Genomic DNA, 19,176 nt, shown 5'->3' with positions numbered 1-19,176 from the left:
AAATATAAAAAGAACTAGTTGACCATCTATCATTTGGCATAGATTTTTTGTATAAACATGTTTTTGTAAGGATGGAAACGTTGGCATATATGCTTTAAATTAGTGTTATACTTTGCTAGTTGAATAAGGTAGAATACTAATTATGAATAATTAATGAAAAAGGGGTTACTGGTTTCATGAAAGATTTTGAACAACAATTGGAGGGGCTATTAAAGCAAGCCTCTTTGCAATACATAATTTATCAGCATAATGGTGATACAGAGCGCATGGATAAAACATCACTTTTTGCTCGAAAAATTCAGCAAAAAGAGTATGTGATTGGCTTTGCAGGCCATTTCTCTGCAGGGAAGTCAAGTATGATTAATGCGCTGTCTGGTGAAAATCTACTAGCATCTAGTCCAATTCCAACAAGTGCGAACATCGTCAAAGTTCATAAATCAGAGGAAGACTATGCAATTGTTTATATGCACAATGAAAAGCCCGTAAAATTTGAGGCTGGCTATGATTTTAAAACAGTAAAAGAGCTAAGTAAAAATGGGGATTTAGTGTCACAGATTGAGATTGGACACAGTGCCTCTACACTACCACTAGGTGTTACTGTAATGGATACGCCAGGGGTAGACTCCACAGATGATGCACATCGCATGTCAACGGAATCAGCATTACATATTGCCGATATCGTATTTTATACAATGGACTACAACCATGTGCAGTCGGAATTAAATTTCCAATTCACAAAGCAATTAATGAAATATAATCCAAATGTTTATTTAATTGTCAATATGATTGATAAGCATAAGGATAATGAATTGAGCTTCGAAGAATTTAAAGCAACTGTTCATCAGTCCTTTGCAGCATGGGGTGTTGTACCGAAGGGTGTTTTCTTTACATCATTAAGAGAGCCAGAGCATCCACATAATGATTTTGAGGCAGTAAAGAAAATCGTGATGGACAGTATGAATGACTGGCAGGAGCAGCTTGTGCAAACAGCTACGAATACATTGCGTTTATTGCAAAGCGAGCATGACAATTATTTAATGGAAGAAAGACAGGATCGTTTAGCAATTGATGAAGAAATTTTAAGTGCGGATGACTGGGCACACCATCAAGATATATTAGAGCAATACAATAAATTAAATCGTCAGGTTGAATTATTTTCAGTAGAAGCTTGGAACGAAACGTTTGAGGAGCAACGTAAGGATTTACTCGCGAATGCTGCAATTATGCCAGCTGATTTACGCGATCACTTACGCCTTTATTTAGAAAGCATGCAGGAAGGCTTTAAAGTTGGAGGGCTCTTTACTGCAAAGAAAAAAACAGAGGAAGAGCGAAACAGACGTAAAGAAAATGCGTATAGTGCCTATCAGAATGTGGTCCATGCACAAATCACGGGGCATTTAAAAGGTCTTATGAAAAAGGCATTGAAGGACGTTGGTGCATTAAATGAGGAACGTGCCTCTGCTATTGATGCCTATGTATTTGACTTACCTTTTTCATTGATTGAGCAGCAAGTTCAAACAGGCGCTATTTTAACAGGTGATGCTGTGTTAAACTTCGCTAACCGTATCGCAGAAGCAACAAAGCGCTACTTCATTCAGGAGACAGATAGCTGGAAAAATGCGCAAGCGACAACTCTTGAAGCTGTAGCAACAGAAACTGCCGCACCATCAAAATTAAAAATGGCGGGTATGCAGGACAAAGTAGATGCCATTAATGCGGTCCTTGAAATTGAAGGCTATCAGCAATATAGTGCAAGCACTATGCATCAAGCGAGCAATGAAATTCGTATAGTTGCCAATCAACAGCTTACAAATTGGGAACAATCATTTAAGCAAGATTTAGCAGAAATTCGTCTATTTGACGAGTCCATGTTGCAGCCAAAAGAGCAAATCATCCAACAAGAGGAAGCTCAGCAAGCTACTAGTGCAACGACTCTACCAATCGATGGTGTGATTAACCGTGCACTCCATACTGCCAATGCAGTCAAAGAGGTGCAAGGCTTTGCCGAAGTAGCCCAATACCTTGAAAATAAAGTAGAACGACTACAGAAAAAGGATTTTACCATTGCATTGTTTGGCGCATTTAGTGCTGGGAAATCTTCCTTCTCAAACGCTTTAATGGGAGCCAAGGTGTTACCTGTATCACCAAACCCAACAACTGCGGCCATCAATAAAATTCGTCCAGTTACACCTGAACACCCACATGAAACAGCGGATGTACAGCTTAAAACTGCGGAACAAATGCTAGAGGATATTCAAGGCTCCTATGCGGCGATTGGTTTGTCTGTATCGACATTGGAGGAAGCCTATAATCGTGCTGATGAAGGGCTTGCAGTGCAGTTAACGGACGAACGCTTAAATGTTCATAAATCATTTATTCGTGCCTATAAAGAAGGCTACCCAACCTTTAAGTCTGAATTTGGTTCTATCCTCCGCGTAGACCGTGAAGAGTTTGAAAAATTTGTAGCACAAGAAAATAAATCTTGCTTTGTTGACAATATCGACTTCTATTATGATAGTCCATTAACACGTATGGGCGTGACACTTGTTGACACGCCAGGAGCGGACTCTATTAATGCCCGCCATACAGGCGTAGCATTTGAATATATTCGTAATGCTGATGCCATCCTATTTATTACGTACTATAACCATGCCTTTGCCAAAGCTGACCGAGAGTTTTTAATTCAACTTGGTCGTGTGAAGGATGCATTTGAGCTAGATAAAATGTTCTTTATTGTCAATGCAATTGATTTGGCAACAACGGATGAAGAACAGGAAGATGTAAAAGGGTATGTACGCTCAGAGTTACAACGCTTTGGCATTCGCTTCCCAAGACTATATGGAGTATCTAGTCTTTTAGCGTTGAAGGAAAAGGTAGAAGGTGCCGATTTAACATCAGGTATGCCACCATTTGAAAAAGACTTCCATACATTCTTAAATGATGAATTGAGTGCATTAGCCGTTCAAGCTCTTGCAGAGGAAGTTGATAAAACAGAGCAACGTTTGGCGGATTTAATTGCCCAAACAGAGGAAAACTTAAAACGTAAAGATGAGCGACTAGAGGAATTAGCAACACTTGAAAAGCATATTCAATCGAAGTTCAGTGTGCTGAATACGAGCATGTTAGAGAGTGAAACAAAACAGGAGCTTGATGAGCTACTCTATTATGTTCTTCAGCGTGTTTATTATCGTTATCCTGAGTTCTTTAAGGAAGGCTACAATCCTTCTACCTTTGCTGCAATGCCAGCACAGCAAGCGTTGGAGCATGCATTAAAAGAAGTGATGCAAAGCTTGCGTTTTGATTTTACTCAAGAAATGCGTGTAACAAACTTCCGTTTATCGCAGTTCATTAGCAAAAAGATGCAACAACGTTTTAAAGATGAAGTGCGCGAATTGAAAGAGTTAAATCGAAGCTTCTCATTCCTAGCCTTTGAATCCTCTGAGCCAAATTTATTGGATTTTGAAGGACCGTTTGCGGATATTTCCAAATATGCTAGCGTAAAATCTCATTTCCGCAATCAAAAAGCTTTCTTTGAAAAGAATGAAAAAGTGAAGCTAAGTGAGGCACTAGAAGCTGTAACAAAGCCAGATGCACAAGACTATTTAGATGCACAGAAAGTTTCTCTCATGACATGGGCGATTACGTTTATAGCAGAGGAAGCCGAAAAATTACGTTACTATATTTATCATCAAGCGCTTGAACAAATTGACACAGAAAGATTAGCCTTACAAGAAGAGAGTCGTTTAGCTTCTTGGAAAGCGATTTACGCACAATTACAATACGCATGAGGTGATTCTAATGGGAAAAGTATTCAAATCAGTGGATGAAATTCAGTTTGATGGCGTCCGTTTTATCGATGCTCGTTTCGATCTTCAGGACAAAGAGGCTGGCAAAAAAGCATTCGAGGAAGGTCATGCTACTGGTGCTATCTATATTGATTTAGAACAGCAGTTATCGGATATGGACAGCAAAGAAGGTCGTCATCCAATGCCAAGCAAAGAAAAATTGGCATCCGTTTTTCAAGAACTAGGATTACGGTATGAAGATCAGATTGTAGTTTATGACCAAGGAGCAGCTCCATTTGCCCCACGCGCCTGGTGGATGCTAACATATGCTGGTTTCCCAAATGTAGTGATTGTCAACGGAGGTGCCCCTGCGCTAGAGACAAAAATTCCTTTTACCAAGGATATTATTAAATATCCTCCAACTATCATTGAGTTTGATTGGAAAGATGAGCTTTATGCACCACGCCAAGCCGTAAAAGCCATTGTAGATGGAGAGGTAAAAGCTACTTTACTCGATGCCCGCGCTGCTGAAAGGTATCGAGGAGAAGTAGAGCCTTTGGATAAAGTAGCAGGTCATATCCCAACTGCGAAAAACTTTGACTGGGAGCAATTGAAGTCAAATGGTCAACTAAAGGCAAACGATGCATTACGTCAAAAAGTTGCAGCTGATGAACCGGTTGTGGTTTACTGTGGCAGCGGCGTAACCGCCTCTCCACTTTATGCTGTGTTAGCAGATGAAGGCTATGAAAACATCCAATTGTATGTAGGTAGCTTCAGTGATTGGATAACAGAGTATGACGTGGAAAAAGGCACAAACGAATAAAAAGAAACGCTCACTTCGGTGGGCGTTTTTTTATAGTGCGGTGGATAGAGCGTAAAGTAGAGGTTAGAATTTAATGTAGCGGATAACCTCTTCGGATTGGCGGATAAGGAAGAAAAAGTGGAGGATAGAACGTTCAAAGTGACGGATAAAATTAATGTAGCGGATAACCTGTTCAAAGTGGCGGATAAGAAAGAAAAAGTGGAGGATAGAACGTTCAAAGTGACGGATAAAATCTAATGTAGCGGATAACCTGTTTAAAGTTGCGGATAAGAAAGAAAAAGTGGAGGATAGAACGTTCAAAGTGACGGATAAAATTTAATGTAGCGGATAACCTGTTCAAAGTGACGGATAAAAATGAAAAAGTGAAGGATACCCTTTTTAAAATAGGGGATAGAATTTTATACTTGATCAAAAAATCCATCAAAGTGGAGAGAGCATGCTCAGGTAGTAATACATAAAATGAGGAAATTTCTGTTTTGCAAAGCTAAATTGCATAGTTTAATAGTCTAATAGATAAAGGGGGGTGAGCGGGTGGTGGCTCAGGTATTGCAGCTTAAATTAGGGACGACGAAAACCATTTTGTATCGTGCATTAAAAAATTAAAGCAGGCACTGGAGGGGGAAGGGTGAACGATCTAAAAAAGCAGATGGATCAAATAGACATTCCAGAATCGTTACATCAGCGTAGTCTACAAGGTATTGAACAAGCAACAAAAGAGCAGCATAAGCCTTTGCACTGGGTACCTAAAGTCTTGACTGTTGCTGTAACACTTGCAACGGGTGGATTTGTGGCATTCATGGTGGGGGAACAACACGTAGATAATGATCGGGCTAGTGCATTAATGTCACAATTAGATCATTTATCTTCGCCAATGTACTGGATTTTGGCTATTTTGTGCGTATGCATCATACTATACATCTCTAGGAAAAAGCTTAAAGTTGGCGCTGATCAGAAAAAGACGATTGGTGTTGCTTTAGTTTTGATTTTACTGATCGGTAACAGTACGATTTTTTTACAACATCAATTCATAAAACCGATAGTGGTTCCTACTGTAATTGAAGTTACAGATAGCTTACAGAATGCTTTAGAGGTACGCTATATTACAAACAAAGATGACCATCGATATGTGAAATATTTACAGGCAGAAGACGTGCAATTACCAATAGTATATGATCAAACAGAGCAAGCAAATCTAGTCAATGGCTTTTATTATCCATTGGATACTTCTCAAGATTTACGCTATCAAAATATTCGATTAGCTTTTTTTCAGTTTGATTTAAACACGATGAAAAAAGTGATGGCAAGTAAAACTGTTTATCTTGTATTAAATGACGGGATGAAATTACCTGCTCCAATTCATTTTACGAGGGAAACCTTCATTGATGAAAATCAGATCATGAATCATAGCTATAGTCAGTCACAACATGATTCTGAACAAATCATATCATTTACCCTTCAGCAGGATGCAGTTTTTGATGCATTTTATGTTCCAGCTACATTAGAGGATAAAATACTGTTGAAAGAATGGCGATTAAACGATCAGCGCTATACAGCAAGTGATTTTCCTTTTTCAGTGACGAAAGGTCAACGCTTGGAGCTGACTATTCAATTGAAGGATGCCCCTTTAGATATCAATACGTCCATAGGTTTTAGTGGCCCCGATGGTTATTTAACTAAAAGAGTATATTCGCAAGCGTATTTTACGTCGAATTTGGTAGAAAAGGTGCGTGAAAACAATGAGTGAATCTAAACAACAGGTAAAACTTTTACAATGGTTTGCAGTGGCGCTCTTTTTTCAATTTATCTATTTAAATGTTTTTAAATACGCTAATCTTCTACAAGATATCCTTGTTTATGGGGCCTATTTAAAAAGTCTTTCATTCTATAAAGAAAAAACACCTATCAGCAAATATATGGCTTGCGCTATGATTCTTGCCTTGATGAGTACTTTCTTTTCTTCACATCTTCTCTTCTATTGGAGTACGGTTTTAATTCAAGGAATTAAATTGCTGATCATAATGGAATTTGGAAAAATTTTATTAAGCATTGAACAAAAACACGATATACAGGGTTCCACTACAAGAGTGATGAAAAAATATATAGCGATTGCCTTTGCTGTCATTATAAGTTGGACGCTGTTAATGAATGTTACAAATGATTGGCAGATGGGATTATTGTTCCTAGGCGCATTGCTTTTATTGGCTGTAAATATACGATTATTTCTTCATGTGTTAGCACTTCGTAAACATGTAAAAAACAAATCCTTTGTTGTTACACACTTACAAAAATGACTCACCATTCATTTTATGCTACACTTTTTGTACAAGGGGCAAAGGGGGAGCAGGATGTTTAAACGGGAGAAAAGTATCGAGATTCAGCATCATCGCGGTGTACAATGTGCGCATGGGAAAGTTGCGGTGCAGGGGGTTGGTATGAGTGTGTACAGCTTTTTTGTGGATGGGTTACTGATTGATACAGGTTCCTACTCACTATCGCAGGAATTTCAATCCTTTTTTAAGGATATACCGATAGAGCAATTGGCATTAACGCATTCACATGAGGATCATGCAGGAAATGCAGCGTGGATTCAACATCATAAGAATGTACCTATTTATATTCATCGTGATTCAGTCAATCTTTGTGCTGAAGATGGAGACTATCCACTCTATCGTCAGGCATTGTGGGGGGAACGACCCGCGTTTGTTGCCCAACCATTTGGTCAAACCTTACAAACGAACGCAGCAACATGGGATGTTATTGAAACACCTGGGCATACTACAGATCATCTTTCTTTTTACAATCGGGAAACAGGCGCTATGTTTACAGGTGATTTGTTTATCCAGCCAAAGACAAAGGTTGTGCTTGATGAAGAAAACATTGTCCATACTTTGGCGTCTTTAAGGAAAATAGTAAACTATGATTTCGATGTCGTCTATTGCTGTCATGCAGGCTTTATAGTGGATGGTCGAACGAAAATACAAGAAAAAATTGCTTATTTGGAAGACATGCAAGGAAAAGTGAAGCAATTATTTATGCAAGGTTATTCTGTTGAGGAAATCACCAAAACAATTTTTCCTCGTGATTATCCGATTACAAAAGTTTCGGGAGAGCAATGGTCTTCCAAGCATATCATCACGGCCTTTATTAATCATTTTACCGAAGAGTCCTTTATATAGGGCTCTTTTTTATCTTGTTAAGAATTTCACAAATACTTTGATCTGTATAATAAAAAACTTTGTGAAAAAATGTGAATAAATTGTGACGAAGTCAATCAGGGCAATGGATGCGCTTACAAAAGTTTGTGAAAAAATTCTCATTTACATAAGAAAAATACTATGTGAAAAGTTGAACAGGCTAAATGGCTCTATGTGTACACTTTTTATTGTGTTAACAATCGTATTAATTATCTTAAAATAATTGATTGTGAAATGTTTAATTTGACAGAAAAATGTAATGAAAGTCATTAAACATTGAATTATTGAAGTTAAGAATAAATTGACAGAAAATTCGTTGACTATATTTTCACAAAGTATTATGATTCTGAAATATAATAAAAAAATCAAAGGGAAAAGGATGGGATGGAATGGACGTAATGAAAAAGGCTTTAGAAATGCATGCACACTATAGCGGGAAATTAGAGGTGAGCTCAAAGGTACCTGTACAAGATTCCTATGATCTTAGCTTGGCTTATTCACCAGGGGTAGCAGCGCCATGTGTGGAGATTGAGAAAAATCCTTCGCTTGTGTACGACTATACAATGAAGGGTAATATGGTAGCTGTTGTGTCGGATGGGACAGCGGTTTTAGGGTTAGGAGATATCGGACCGAAAGCGGCATTACCTGTAATGGAAGGGAAGGCGATTTTACTAAAGCGTTTTGCCAATGTTGATGCTTTTCCAATATGCTTAGATACAAAAAATACGGATGAAATCGTCAGCATTGTGAAGGCGCTTGCCCCGACATTTGGTGCGGTAAACTTAGAGGATATTTCAGCACCAAGATGCTTTGAAATTGAAGATCGCCTACGTCAAGAATGTGATATTCCAGTTTTTCATGATGATCAACATGGAACAGCAATTGTTGTAGGAGCAGCGATGATTAATGCCAATCGTATTGTGAAAAAGGATATTGCAACGATGAAGGTTGTGATTAACGGTGCTGGTGCTGCGGGCATTGCGATCTTACGTATACTTGTACAAATGGGCTATAAGAATATTTATATGTGCGATACAAAGGGTATTATTTATGAGGGTCGTACAGAGGGGATGAATCCGATTAAAGAAGCGGTTGCTCATTTGACGAATCCAGAGAAGCAACATGGTACACTAGAGGATGCACTAACAGGTGCAGATGTCTTTATTGGAGTTTCTGTAGCCAATCTATTAACAGAGGCACATATTGCGTCCATGAATGAAAATCCAGTTGTCTTTGCCTTAGCCAATCCAAATCCAGAGATCACGTATGAAAATGCCAAAGCATGGGGGGTACGTGTTATGGGAACTGGCCGTTCAGATTATCCAAATCAAATTAATAATGTTCTTGCATTCCCTGGTATTTTCCGGGGAGCTTTAGATGTGCGTGCTACGGATATTAATGAGTCGATGAAGCTAGCTGCTGTAGAAGCCATTGCCTCCCTTGTGAGTGATAAAGAACTAAAGGAAGAATATATTGTGCCTAAATCTTTGGACGAACGCGTTGTGGCAATCGTCTCACGCGCAGTAAGTGGGGCAGCTGTAGAATCTGGCGTATCTGAGCTATTCCAGCAAAGTACAGCACTATCTGTTTAATAAAATTGAATAGGGAATTAGAACAGATAGGGAAAAGTGTATTGCTTTTTCTCTATCTGTTTTTTATCAAATATGCTCGAAATTTGTTGTTTTTTGGTGTTTTATGTAATAAAATGATTAAGTAAAATGGAATGTTTTACATAGTTGATTGAAGAGAAGAAATACTGATTGATGACAGATTTAGGTTAAAAAATAAGTCTTAAGTCCATTTAAAATTGAAAGAAGTGATGAGGGAAAATGACATCAATCGTACAATTTCGATCTATTAAAACGAAGCTAATCGCTTTTTCATTGCTGCTTTTAATGATTCCGTTACTTATCTTAGGTTTTATAAGCTATCAGCAAAGTAAATCAAACCTAGAAACAGTAGGGAAAGAAAATCTAAAAAATAGTGTCGAAATGACGATTGCTATGATTGAGCAATTCAATCAAGAGGTAGAAGCAGGCAATTTATCATTAGAGGAAGCTCAGGAAAAAGTAAAGATTGCTATTTTAGGAGAAAAGGATAGTGAAGGAAAGCGACCGATTAATAAGGACATTAAACTTGGCGACAATGGTTATATTTTTGTTGTTGACCAAAAAGGGATGTCCGTTGCCCATCCAAATATAGAGGGTACGAGTGTTTGGGATGAAGAGGATGATAAAGGCGTTAAGTACATACAAGAAATCATTGCTAAAGGGAATGAAGGTGGTGGATTTGTTTCATATTCGTGGCCGTTACCCAATTCAGGTCAATTAGAGGACAAAGGGGTTTATGCAGAAACAGATACATATTGGGGTTGGGTCATTGGTGCGAGCACCTATTTAATGGACTTCAATAAACCAGCACAAAGTATTCTTAAGATAACACTTATAGTAATTGGCTTGGCCATTATGGTGGGGATATTGATCATTTGGCAATATGCGAGTAGTATGACAAAGCCTATTAACCAAGCGGCTCAAGCGATGGAGCGTTTTGCAGAGGGAGATTTATCTCAAGAAAGTATGGCTATACGTTCAAAAGATGAAATTGGAAAACTGGCAAACGCCATGAATCAAATGCAAATAAGGTTGAAGGATATGATTCATAATATTGCCCAAGCATCAGACTTAATTAATACATCTAGTAAAGAGCTAACGCATTCAGCAAATGAAGTCAATATGGGAGCGGAGCAAGTTGCGATTACGATGCATGAATTAGCATCGGGTGCTGAGGGACAAGCTCACCATTCTAGTGCATTAACTTCATTAATGGAGCGCTTTACAGCAGATTTACAGGAAACGAATCAGCATGGTGCACATATTCATCAATCTTCAGTAGAAGTTTTAACATTAACGAATGAAGGAAGTCAGCTAATGACATCCTCTAATTCTCAAATGGAAAAGATTGATAGCATCGTGCAAAATGCCGTTGAGAAAGTGAAAAAATTAGATGCTCAAGCACAGGAAATCTCTAAATTGGTCGTGGTCATTAAGGATATTGCAGATCAAACGAACCTGTTGGCTTTAAATGCTGCGATTGAAGCGGCAAGAGCGGGAGAGCATGGCAAAGGATTTGCTGTAGTGGCAGATGAAGTACGTAAGCTTGCCGAACAAGTAGCCTTTTCAGTAAACGATATTACATCCATCGTCACGAATATTCAGCAAGATTTTGATGTGGTCACGAACTCTTTAGAGGATGGTTACCAAGAAGTAAAAGAAGGAACGAATCAAATAAAAGCTACTACTGAAACTTTTAACACGATTAGCCACTCCATTAATGATGTAGTGGAGAGTGTCCAATTAATTTCAACGAATTTATCGAAAGTTACAGAAGATGGCCATAAAATGAACAACTCTATTCAAGAAATTGCTGCGGTGGCAGAGGAATCTGCTGCAGGGGTCGAGCAAACAACAGCTACGACAGAAGAGACAAGTAGCTCAATGGAGAATATGGCTGGAAAGTCTGCTCAACTATCAGAATTAGCATTACAATTGAAAGCTCTCATTGCTCAATTCAAACTATAAAAAACATCTCCCACTCTCTTAAATGAGAGGGGAGATGTTTTTACATCATGCCAACACCAATAATTCCGATGAGTATGACAAAGAAAAGAACAAATAATACGATGAAGATAATAATGGCTGGAATAAAGATGGTGAAGAAAGCCATCCAGTTTGAAATTTGATGTGCTTCAGCGACTACACCTACAGAAATAACAAATGACCAAATCGTCACAATGATGCTTACTAAAATAGTTGGCCAAAAAATCCACGGTAATGAACCCATAAAATTAGGATCCAATAATGAATCGGGTGAAGTCATTAACCAAATAATATAAAGTGGAATCAGTACGATATATGGGATTGCAGTTAAGCTTAACCCCTTAAATAAGTCCGAGTAAGTCCCAGTACCTTTAAATAATTTCCCGAATAGCCAAGAGATGAGTGCAGAAATAGCTGTGCCAATTATACCTGCGATAGGAGCAAAAATGACACATAATAGGACTAAAAGCCATGGCGAAAAATCAGGAAGAAATTCTGAATCAATTAATCCAGACATAAGGGAGCCAATATAACCAATAGACAAAACCAAAATTGCAAAGCCGATAGATTTTTCATTAATCATATAACGAGTCGTTTGCTTTGGATGCATCCAAACCGATAAAAATGGATTTAGTTTTGACCTTTCTTCTTTTGATGTCTCATTCAAGTTTTCCATCAAACTACCTCCAAAATAATAGAATAATTGCTTGTTACATATAGTTAATATACGAGTGAAGTAAAGAAAAGTTTCATGGAAAATAAAAATAAGCCCACACATAAAAAAAGAGTCGTAATTGTCGACTCTTTTTAGGGTTGTTTCTATTATTCAGCTAACATAATTTTCTCAAGTTCTAACGGCTCAATATACTGATCACCTTTGTAAGCACGCATATTACCGCCTGAAATTTCATCGATTAATAAAATTTCATTCGTTTTCGCATCGCGGCCGAATTCTAATTTAATGTCATAAAGCGTTAAGCCTTTTTTAGCAAGCTCTGCCGCTACAAATTTGGAAATTTCAATTGTACGTTGTTTTAAAATGGCGTATTCTTCATGAGTTAACAGGTTTAACATTGCTAAAGCATCTTCAGAAATTGGAGGATCTAAACGATCATCATCTTTGATTGTTACTTCTACAAAGGAGTCTAAATCTTGTCCTTCCTTTACATAGGCACCATAACGGCGTAGGAATGAACCAACTGCCTTAAAGCGGCAAATCACTTCTAAACCATTACCGAAAACAGTTGCCGGTTTTACTGTCATTGTTGCATCTTCGAAGTTAGCATCAACGAAATGAGTAGGAACCCCTTGTTCGTTTAATTTTGAATAAAAATAAGAAGTTAAACGTAAACCAGCCAAGCCAGCCCCATCAATTGTTAAACCAACAGTATTTGCACCTGGATCAAACACGCCGTTTTCTCCTGTAACATCGTCTTTAAATTTTAATAAATAATGACCATCTTCTAATTTGAACACATTTTTTGTTTTACCTGTATACAATAATTCCACAAAAAACCCTCCAATATTTTTCATAGTATTCTAAAATTATAACACGAATGTTCTAAATATTTAATGATAAAAATGTTCGTTTAAAACGTTTATTTTGATGTTTTATAACGGAATTGTAAATAAAAAATAAGGTGATAACGAATGTTCGTTACCACCTTGGTTGAAATTAAGAATATTCCGAAATCAAATCCTAGGAAACATTGAAAATAGAAGGTTATTAATAGACGCCTTCAGTAAGCATTCCATCTGCTACTTTGATAAAGCCAGCAATGTTTGCACCAACTACTAGGTTACCTGGGAAGCCATATTTTTCTGCTGCCGCTTTGCTGTCTGTATAAATATTTTTCATAATTTGATGAAGTTTTGCATCTACTTCTTCAAATGACCAAAATACGCGACTAGAATCTTGTGCCATTTCAAGAGCAGATACCGCAACTCCACCAGCATTCGCTGCTTTTGCTGGACCAAATAATACGCCTGCCTCTAGGAATTCATTGATTGCTTCAAGGTCTGATGGCATATTAGCACCTTCACCGATTGCTTTCACACCATTCGAAATTAATGTACGAGCTGACTCACCGTTAATTTCATTTTGCGTAGCACATGGTAGGGCAATATCACAAGGAATCGTCCAAATTCCTGTACAACCTTCTGTAAAAGTAGCATTTGGTCGGTAATTAACGTAAGTTGAGATACGGTCACCTTTTACTTCTTTAATTTCTTTGATAGCATCTAAATCTAAGCCCTCTGGATCATAGATATAGCCTGAAGAGTCCGAGCAAGCAACCACTTTGGCACCATACTGTTGCGCTTTTTCAATCGCATACGTAGACACATTACCAGATCCAGAAACAACTACTGTTTTTCCTTCGAATGAGTCATTTGCATCCTTTAGCATTTCGTTCACAAAGTAAACAGTACCGTAACCAGTTGCTTCTTTACGTGCTAAAGAGCCACCGTAGCCAGGAGTCTTACCAGTTAATACACCTGATTCATTTGCTTTTGTTAAACGCTTATATTGACCCCATAAATAACCTACTTCACGAGCACCTACGCCAATATCACCAGCAGGAACATCGACATCTGGACCAATATGACGGTATAATTCAGTCATGAATGCTTGGCAGAAACGCATAATTTCTGAATCTGATTTACCTTTCGGGTCAAAGTTTGAACCACCTTTACCACCACCGATAGGTTGCCCTGTTAAAGCATTTTTAAAGATTTGCTCAAAGCCTAGGAACTTAATGATGGATTCATTTACGGAAGGATGGAAGCGAAGACCGCCTTTATATGGGCCCATGACATTGCTGTATTGTACACGATAGCCACGATTCACTTGCACTTGATTGTTATCATCTTGCCATGCTACACGGAAAGAAATAATACGATCTGGCTCCACAATACGAGATAAAATATTGGCCTTAATATATTCGGGATGTTGCGCGAATACAGGTACTAATGAGATGAAAATTTCTTCAGCTGCTTGTAAAAATTCCGCTTGATGACTATTCTGTTGTTTAAGTTGCTCAAATACGCCATCTACGTATTCTTTTGCTAATTGTTCATTGCTAACAGTTGTAATTGTCATAAATAAAACCCCCATTTAGTTGATAGATGTATCGTATATCTATTTTTCAAACTATTCAATAAAATACTTTTAAAGTTTGTGAAAAATTGAGCAAGAGAGGTTGTTTTAAAATTATATTAAAATAATTTAGTTCTAAGTAATTCATCTAATTACGAGAAAGGAATGATGCCTTATTGTGAAGGTTCTTATAGACGCTGATGCCTGTCCAGTAGTGGATTTAGCGCTATCTATATCATCTGAGTTTGAGATAGAAACTATCTTGTTTTGCGATACATCACATCGTGTTGAACGTGATAATGTAATAACAATTATTGTACCCAAAGGTCCAGATTCGGTTGATTTTACGCTAGTGAACGCGCTTTCAAAACACGATATTGTTATTACACAGGATTACGGATTAGCAGCCATGGTTTTAGCACGAGGAGGGTATCCGATTGATCAAAATGGACGAGAAATGTCTAATGAAAACATCGAACGTTTGCTCGATATGCGGCATGTTGGTCAAAAAATTAGAAGGGCAGGTGGACGAACAAAGGGACCTAAAAAAAGAACACAAGAAAACAATATTTCGTTTGAAATGAAATTTCGACAAATTTGTGAACGAGCAATTTTAGCCCATAAACTGGAGGAATCTACAGGTGAAAAATGAACATAAACACGAACTATTCGAACAATATCCGCAGTTGAACGAACTAGCAAAAAAGACTACTGTATTATGGGAAAATACAAATTGGATGAAAAATCCTGAAACAACGCTCTTTACTATGGCTGAAGTGGATGATGCGGAAGCAACATTACAACGTTTTTCTTCTTATTTAAAAGTAGCATTTCCAGAGCTTCTAGAAAGTGATGGTTTGATTGAATCAACGATCAAGGAAATTCCTGCAATGAAAAGTGCTATTGAACAAGCATATGGTGTGGCGATTCCCGGCCAATTGCTTTTAAAATGTGATCATGCATTACCGATCTCTGGCTCGATCAAAGCACGTGGAGGAATTTATGAGGTATTAAAACATGCAGAAAGGCTAGCTTTGGCAAGTGGAAGACTTAAAGAAGTGGATGATTATGCAATTTTAGCAACAGAAGAATTTCAGTCGTTCTTCCAACAATATACGATTGCAGTAGGCTCTACGGGGAATTTAGGATTAAGTATCGGCATTATGGGCAAGAAGCTCGGCTTTAATGTCGTTGTACATATGTCGAGTGATGCCAAGGAGTGGAAAAAAGCCTTACTGCGTGAAAAGGGTGCGACAGTGATTGAATATGAAGCTGATTACAGTGTAGCTGTTGAGCAGGGGCGACAGGAAGCTGAGCAAGATCCAAAATGTCATTTTATTGATGATGAAAATTCTAAGGATTTATTTGCTGGCTATGCCGTAGCTGCCAAGCGTTTAAAGGAACAGCTAGAAAGGACGAATATTTCAGTGGATGAAGCACATCCATTGTTCGTCTATTTACCATGTGGCGTAGGTGGAGGACCAGGTGGTGTTGCCTATGGATTAAAAGAAATTTACGGTGAGCATGTGCATATTTTCTTTGCAGAACCTGTCGCTTCTCCTTGTATGACGATCGGGCTGATGACAGGCTTACATGATGCAATTAGTGTAGAAGATATTGGCCTTGACAATCGAACAGAAGCAGATGGGTTAGCCGTTGGTCGTGCCTCCAAATTTGTAGGAAAAGTGATGGAGACGTATATAAGTGGTTGCTATACTGTATCAGATGAAGAGCTGTTTACATCTCTGGGATTAGCGATGGAAAGTGAAGGTTTATTTTTAGAGCCATCTGCACACGCAGGAATGTATGGAGCCATTCGTTTATTACAACAAGGTCAATCCTATCTAGAAAAGAACGCATTAGTAAACCATCTACCACAAGCCACACATCTTGTATGGGCAACTGGCGGTAGTATGGTCCCACCTACGATGCGAGCTGCTTATTTAGCAAAGGCCAAGGAATTTAATTAAAGACGATGTGAAGCTATGTTTGGATGGAAGCTCACCTCTATTAGTGATATCCCGCTCGAGCATGCAGTAAAGCATTCGAATAGTGAGATGACCCGCTCCAATAGGAGTCCAAAGCGCTCGCAAAATGTGTGGACCTGCTCAAGCAGGAGTCTCAAGCGCTCACAATATGTATGGACCCGCTCAAACAAGAGACTAAAGCGCTCAAAAAGTGAAGCAACCCGCCCAGATTAGCGTCCACAAACGTGCAACGCAATTTCAAGTTTAGTAGAAACAAAATCAAATTAAAAAACAGGTGGAGTCATTTTTCTCCACCTGTTTTTGCTGTTTAACGTTGTAGTGCTTTACGTTGTGCGGCTAAGTATACTTCTTGTGCGGCAAGGACGCCTGCTCCTGGTTCGAAATCATAGGAGAAGTCTTGTAGGGCAGCCTCGAGTAGGGAAACGGCTTGTAAAATGTCACTTGGGAAACAATAGCCCATATGGCCGAATCTAAAAATTTTACCCTGTAGATGACCTAGACCGCCTGCGAAATCTAAATGATAGTGTTGCTTAAGGTGCAACAAAAATTCACTAAGATCAATTCCTTGAGGTGTTTTAATTGCTGTAATAGTTGGAGAAGCGTATTGATCTTCAGTTAATAGCTCAATGTGTAATGCTTTCATTGCATTTCGCACCATGTTTTTCATGAGGTCATGGCGGGCAACTGTTTGCGTAAAGCCACCTTCTTGTTCAATTAATTTACACACCTCATGCAGTCCGTAAATCAGTGTGATAGCAGGGGTATTAGGTGTCATGCCCTTTTCCGCCCAGCTACGATAGCTTTGAAGATTTAAGTAATAAGCAGGTGTTTGATTTTCTTCAATGACATCCCAAGCTCTTTCGCTTACGCTGACAAGAGAGAGTCCAGGTGGGAGCATCATGGCTTTTTGAGAGCCTGTCACCAGAATATCAATGCCCCAAGCATCCATTTCAGCAGGAGCGCCACCAATACAGCTTACACCATCAACAATAACGAGGGCATCTGTTTCTTCACGGATTACCTGGGCTAGTTCAGCAACAGGGTTTAAAATACCTGTGGATGTTTCATTGTACGTCACAAAAACGGCTTTAATAGTTTGTAATGGCTGTAAAAATGCTCGAAGTTCTTCGGCTGTACAAGCCTGTCCCCATTCTTTTTCGAGCTTATGTACATGGAAGCCATATTGCTCACAGATTGAAACGAAATAGTCGCCAAAAGCTCCAACTGTGATGACGACAACCTCTTCACCAGCAGATACAGTATTAACAGCTGCAGCCTCAAGCGCGGCTGTCCCACCCGAAGGTAAAAGTAAGATGTCCTGTGTCGTACCGAAAACAGGCTTTACTAATTCAATTGTTTCTCGGTATAATTCTACAAATTCCTGACTACGATGACTAAAAATATCCTGATTCATCGCAAGCTGTACCTTTTTTGGAATCGGTGTTGGCCCCGGATGTCTTAAAATATTTTCATACATATTCATTTATCCCCTTTGCTAGAAATTCAAAATTTTCTAACTATAATAATAGCATATTTATGGTGCTAGCTAACTACTTTTTTGAAAAATGATGGAAGAGATTGTCATTGTGGTACAATTTTTAAAAAGGAGGCAGTGCGAATGGAAACATCCATGCATTATCCATTTATCTATTTCTTCTACGACACAAAACAGGTGCTAGTATATAGAATTCAAGCGTTAGAGTATATCACAATAGCAGATGTGATGAAGGAGGGGGAATGGCAGGGGTATGAGCTTGAGCCATCTGAATCTTTTACAGCATTTCATCATGAACAAAGCACACCTCAGCAGGGATGGTCTTTCTTTATGGGGCAGGAAGAGCTCTATCAGTTGGTAGAAATTATTAATGATTATATTCAACAGGTCATAACTACTACTTCAGCACAAATGGTACATATTGTTTGCTCGGAATCTGCAGCAGGCTCCTTACGAGCGACACTTGCTCCACCGAAATATGTGATCGGGTTTCCAGAGGATTTGTCGATTGGACCATTGTGGAAACTCGATGAAAAAAGAGGACAGGCATTCCGTGATGAGTGGCTAAGAGAAAATATTAATGATGGAATGGATGATTTTGTAAATCGAAATAAATTAATGAACACAATCAGAGAGATACAGGATATTCCAAGCAACCTGCAGATTTACATTTGGTGTGGGTACAATGCAGAAGAACAGTGTGGTATTAGATTTCTACTCTATTTATTACGTAATAAAACCAATGAAGTTTTTCTTATCAACACAGGTGAACAGCGGGCTATCAACCATCAATGGAACATGGAAATGTATGATATAAAGCGAATGTCCGCAAAGGAGCGTCTAATTTTTCAGCAACAGTGGGAAAGTTTAGCACAGACAAAGGATGTTTGTCGACTATGGCTACATCGACAAATTCAAGCAGTCCAAGAGAATTATTATGATAATTTGATTATGTCAACGATTGAACAACTTCATAAGGAGCAAGGGGGTACTGATTTTATACAAACAGGTGAATTCATCTCAGAGCTATTAACAAGAATGGATGCCCCCCAAATATCTTCTTTTTAGAATATAGAATTCGCTATTTAGTATATAGCGGGGGTTTTGAATTAAAGGGAATTCCTAAATCAATGCACCATTACTCTGTGAAATTACGTAAAAAACCTCTTTAGCCTAAGGGCATAAAGAGGTTTTAAAC

General features: G+C 38.4%; 14 protein-coding genes. 10 read left to right on the top strand and 4 right to left on the bottom strand.

Features of this window, described 5'->3' with window-relative positions; translation table 11 throughout:
* Nucleotides 1–176: 176 nt before the first annotated feature.
* The 7 genes from HXV90_RS07845 (at nucleotide 177) to HXV90_RS07815 (ending at nucleotide 11,380) form a co-directional block, all read left to right on the top strand.
* On the top strand, nucleotides 177–3,788 hold the full coding sequence (locus HXV90_RS07845) for a dynamin family protein (RefSeq protein WP_269898758.1): 3,612 nt from the start codon (nucleotides 177–179) through the stop codon (nucleotides 3,786–3,788).
* Between the two features lie 10 nt (nucleotides 3,789–3,798).
* Nucleotides 3,799–4,608, top strand: coding sequence for a sulfurtransferase (locus HXV90_RS07840; RefSeq protein WP_269898757.1), 810 nt, complete (start codon nucleotides 3,799–3,801; stop codon nucleotides 4,606–4,608).
* 625 nt (nucleotides 4,609–5,233) lie between these two features.
* Nucleotides 5,234–6,352, top strand: a complete 1,119-nt coding sequence (locus tag HXV90_RS07835; RefSeq protein WP_269898756.1) for a hypothetical protein — start codon at nucleotides 5,234–5,236, stop codon at nucleotides 6,350–6,352.
* Nucleotides 6,345–6,899 carry a hypothetical protein gene (locus tag HXV90_RS07830; protein WP_269898755.1) on the top strand — a complete coding sequence of 185 codons (555 nt, stop codon included), beginning with the start codon at nucleotides 6,345–6,347 and terminating at the stop codon, nucleotides 6,897–6,899. Before HXV90_RS07835 ends, HXV90_RS07830 begins: the two co-directional genes overlap by 8 nt.
* Before the next feature lie 54 nt (nucleotides 6,900–6,953).
* Nucleotides 6,954–7,784: an MBL fold metallo-hydrolase gene (locus tag HXV90_RS07825; RefSeq protein WP_054550793.1), complete on the top strand. Its 831-nt coding sequence runs from the start codon at nucleotides 6,954–6,956 to the stop codon at nucleotides 7,782–7,784.
* 407 nt (nucleotides 7,785–8,191) lie between these two features.
* Entirely contained in the window at nucleotides 8,192–9,394 is a 1,203-nt protein-coding gene (locus tag HXV90_RS07820) for an NAD(P)-dependent malic enzyme (RefSeq protein WP_048390037.1), read from the top strand.
* A gap of 237 nt (nucleotides 9,395–9,631) precedes the next feature.
* Complete coding sequence (locus HXV90_RS07815; protein ID WP_269898754.1) at nucleotides 9,632–11,380, top strand: methyl-accepting chemotaxis protein; 1,749 nt, start codon at nucleotides 9,632–9,634, stop codon at nucleotides 11,378–11,380.
* Nucleotides 11,381–11,420: 40 nt separating this feature from the next.
* Here the strand turns inward: HXV90_RS07815 and HXV90_RS07810 are convergent, their stop codons facing one another.
* The 3 genes from HXV90_RS07810 to gdhA all read right to left on the bottom strand — a co-directional run bounded on the left by HXV90_RS07810 (nucleotide 11,421) and on the right by gdhA (nucleotide 14,498).
* The gene (locus tag HXV90_RS07810) at nucleotides 11,421–12,074 is read right to left on the bottom strand and encodes a Yip1 family protein (RefSeq protein ID WP_115673896.1); all 654 of its coding nucleotides are present in this window, start codon (nucleotides 12,072–12,074) and stop codon (nucleotides 11,421–11,423) included.
* A gap of 146 nt (nucleotides 12,075–12,220) precedes the next feature.
* Nucleotides 12,221–12,907, bottom strand: a complete 687-nt coding sequence (locus HXV90_RS07805) for a phosphoribosylaminoimidazolesuccinocarboxamide synthase (RefSeq protein ID WP_004269355.1) — start codon at nucleotides 12,905–12,907, stop codon at nucleotides 12,221–12,223.
* Nucleotides 12,908–13,124: 217 nt separating this feature from the next.
* Nucleotides 13,125–14,498, bottom strand: coding sequence for an NADP-specific glutamate dehydrogenase (gene gdhA / locus HXV90_RS07800; protein WP_004269356.1), 1,374 nt, complete (start codon nucleotides 14,496–14,498; stop codon nucleotides 13,125–13,127).
* 175 nt (nucleotides 14,499–14,673) lie between these two features.
* Here gdhA and HXV90_RS07795 point away from each other — a divergent pair, with 175 nt between their 5' ends.
* Together HXV90_RS07795 and HXV90_RS07790 are read left to right on the top strand one after the other, a co-directional pair.
* Complete coding sequence (locus tag HXV90_RS07795; RefSeq protein WP_004269357.1) at nucleotides 14,674–15,147, top strand: YaiI/YqxD family protein; 474 nt, start codon at nucleotides 14,674–14,676, stop codon at nucleotides 15,145–15,147.
* On the top strand, nucleotides 15,137–16,465 hold the full coding sequence (locus HXV90_RS07790; protein ID WP_269898753.1) for a D-serine ammonia-lyase: 1,329 nt from the start codon (nucleotides 15,137–15,139) through the stop codon (nucleotides 16,463–16,465). Before HXV90_RS07795 ends, HXV90_RS07790 begins: the two co-directional genes overlap by 11 nt.
* 325 nt (nucleotides 16,466–16,790) lie before the next feature.
* Here the strand turns inward: HXV90_RS07790 and HXV90_RS07785 are convergent, their stop codons facing one another.
* Complete coding sequence (locus HXV90_RS07785) at nucleotides 16,791–17,960, bottom strand: pyridoxal-phosphate-dependent aminotransferase family protein (protein ID WP_269898752.1); 1,170 nt, start codon at nucleotides 17,958–17,960, stop codon at nucleotides 16,791–16,793.
* Between the two features lie 141 nt (nucleotides 17,961–18,101).
* Here HXV90_RS07785 and HXV90_RS07780 point away from each other — a divergent pair, with 141 nt between their 5' ends.
* Nucleotides 18,102–19,046 carry a DUF1835 domain-containing protein gene (locus HXV90_RS07780; protein WP_269898751.1) on the top strand — a complete coding sequence of 315 codons (945 nt, stop codon included), beginning with the start codon at nucleotides 18,102–18,104 and terminating at the stop codon, nucleotides 19,044–19,046.
* Nucleotides 19,047–19,176 lie beyond the last annotated feature (130 nt).

The organism is Lysinibacillus sp. JK80 (genome assembly GCF_027557635.1).
Classification (GTDB): domain Bacteria; phylum Bacillota; class Bacilli; order Bacillales_A; family Planococcaceae; genus Lysinibacillus; species Lysinibacillus capsici.
The sequence above is the reverse complement of the archived record's forward strand: the minus strand, read 5'-3'. Positions and strand labels throughout refer to the sequence as shown.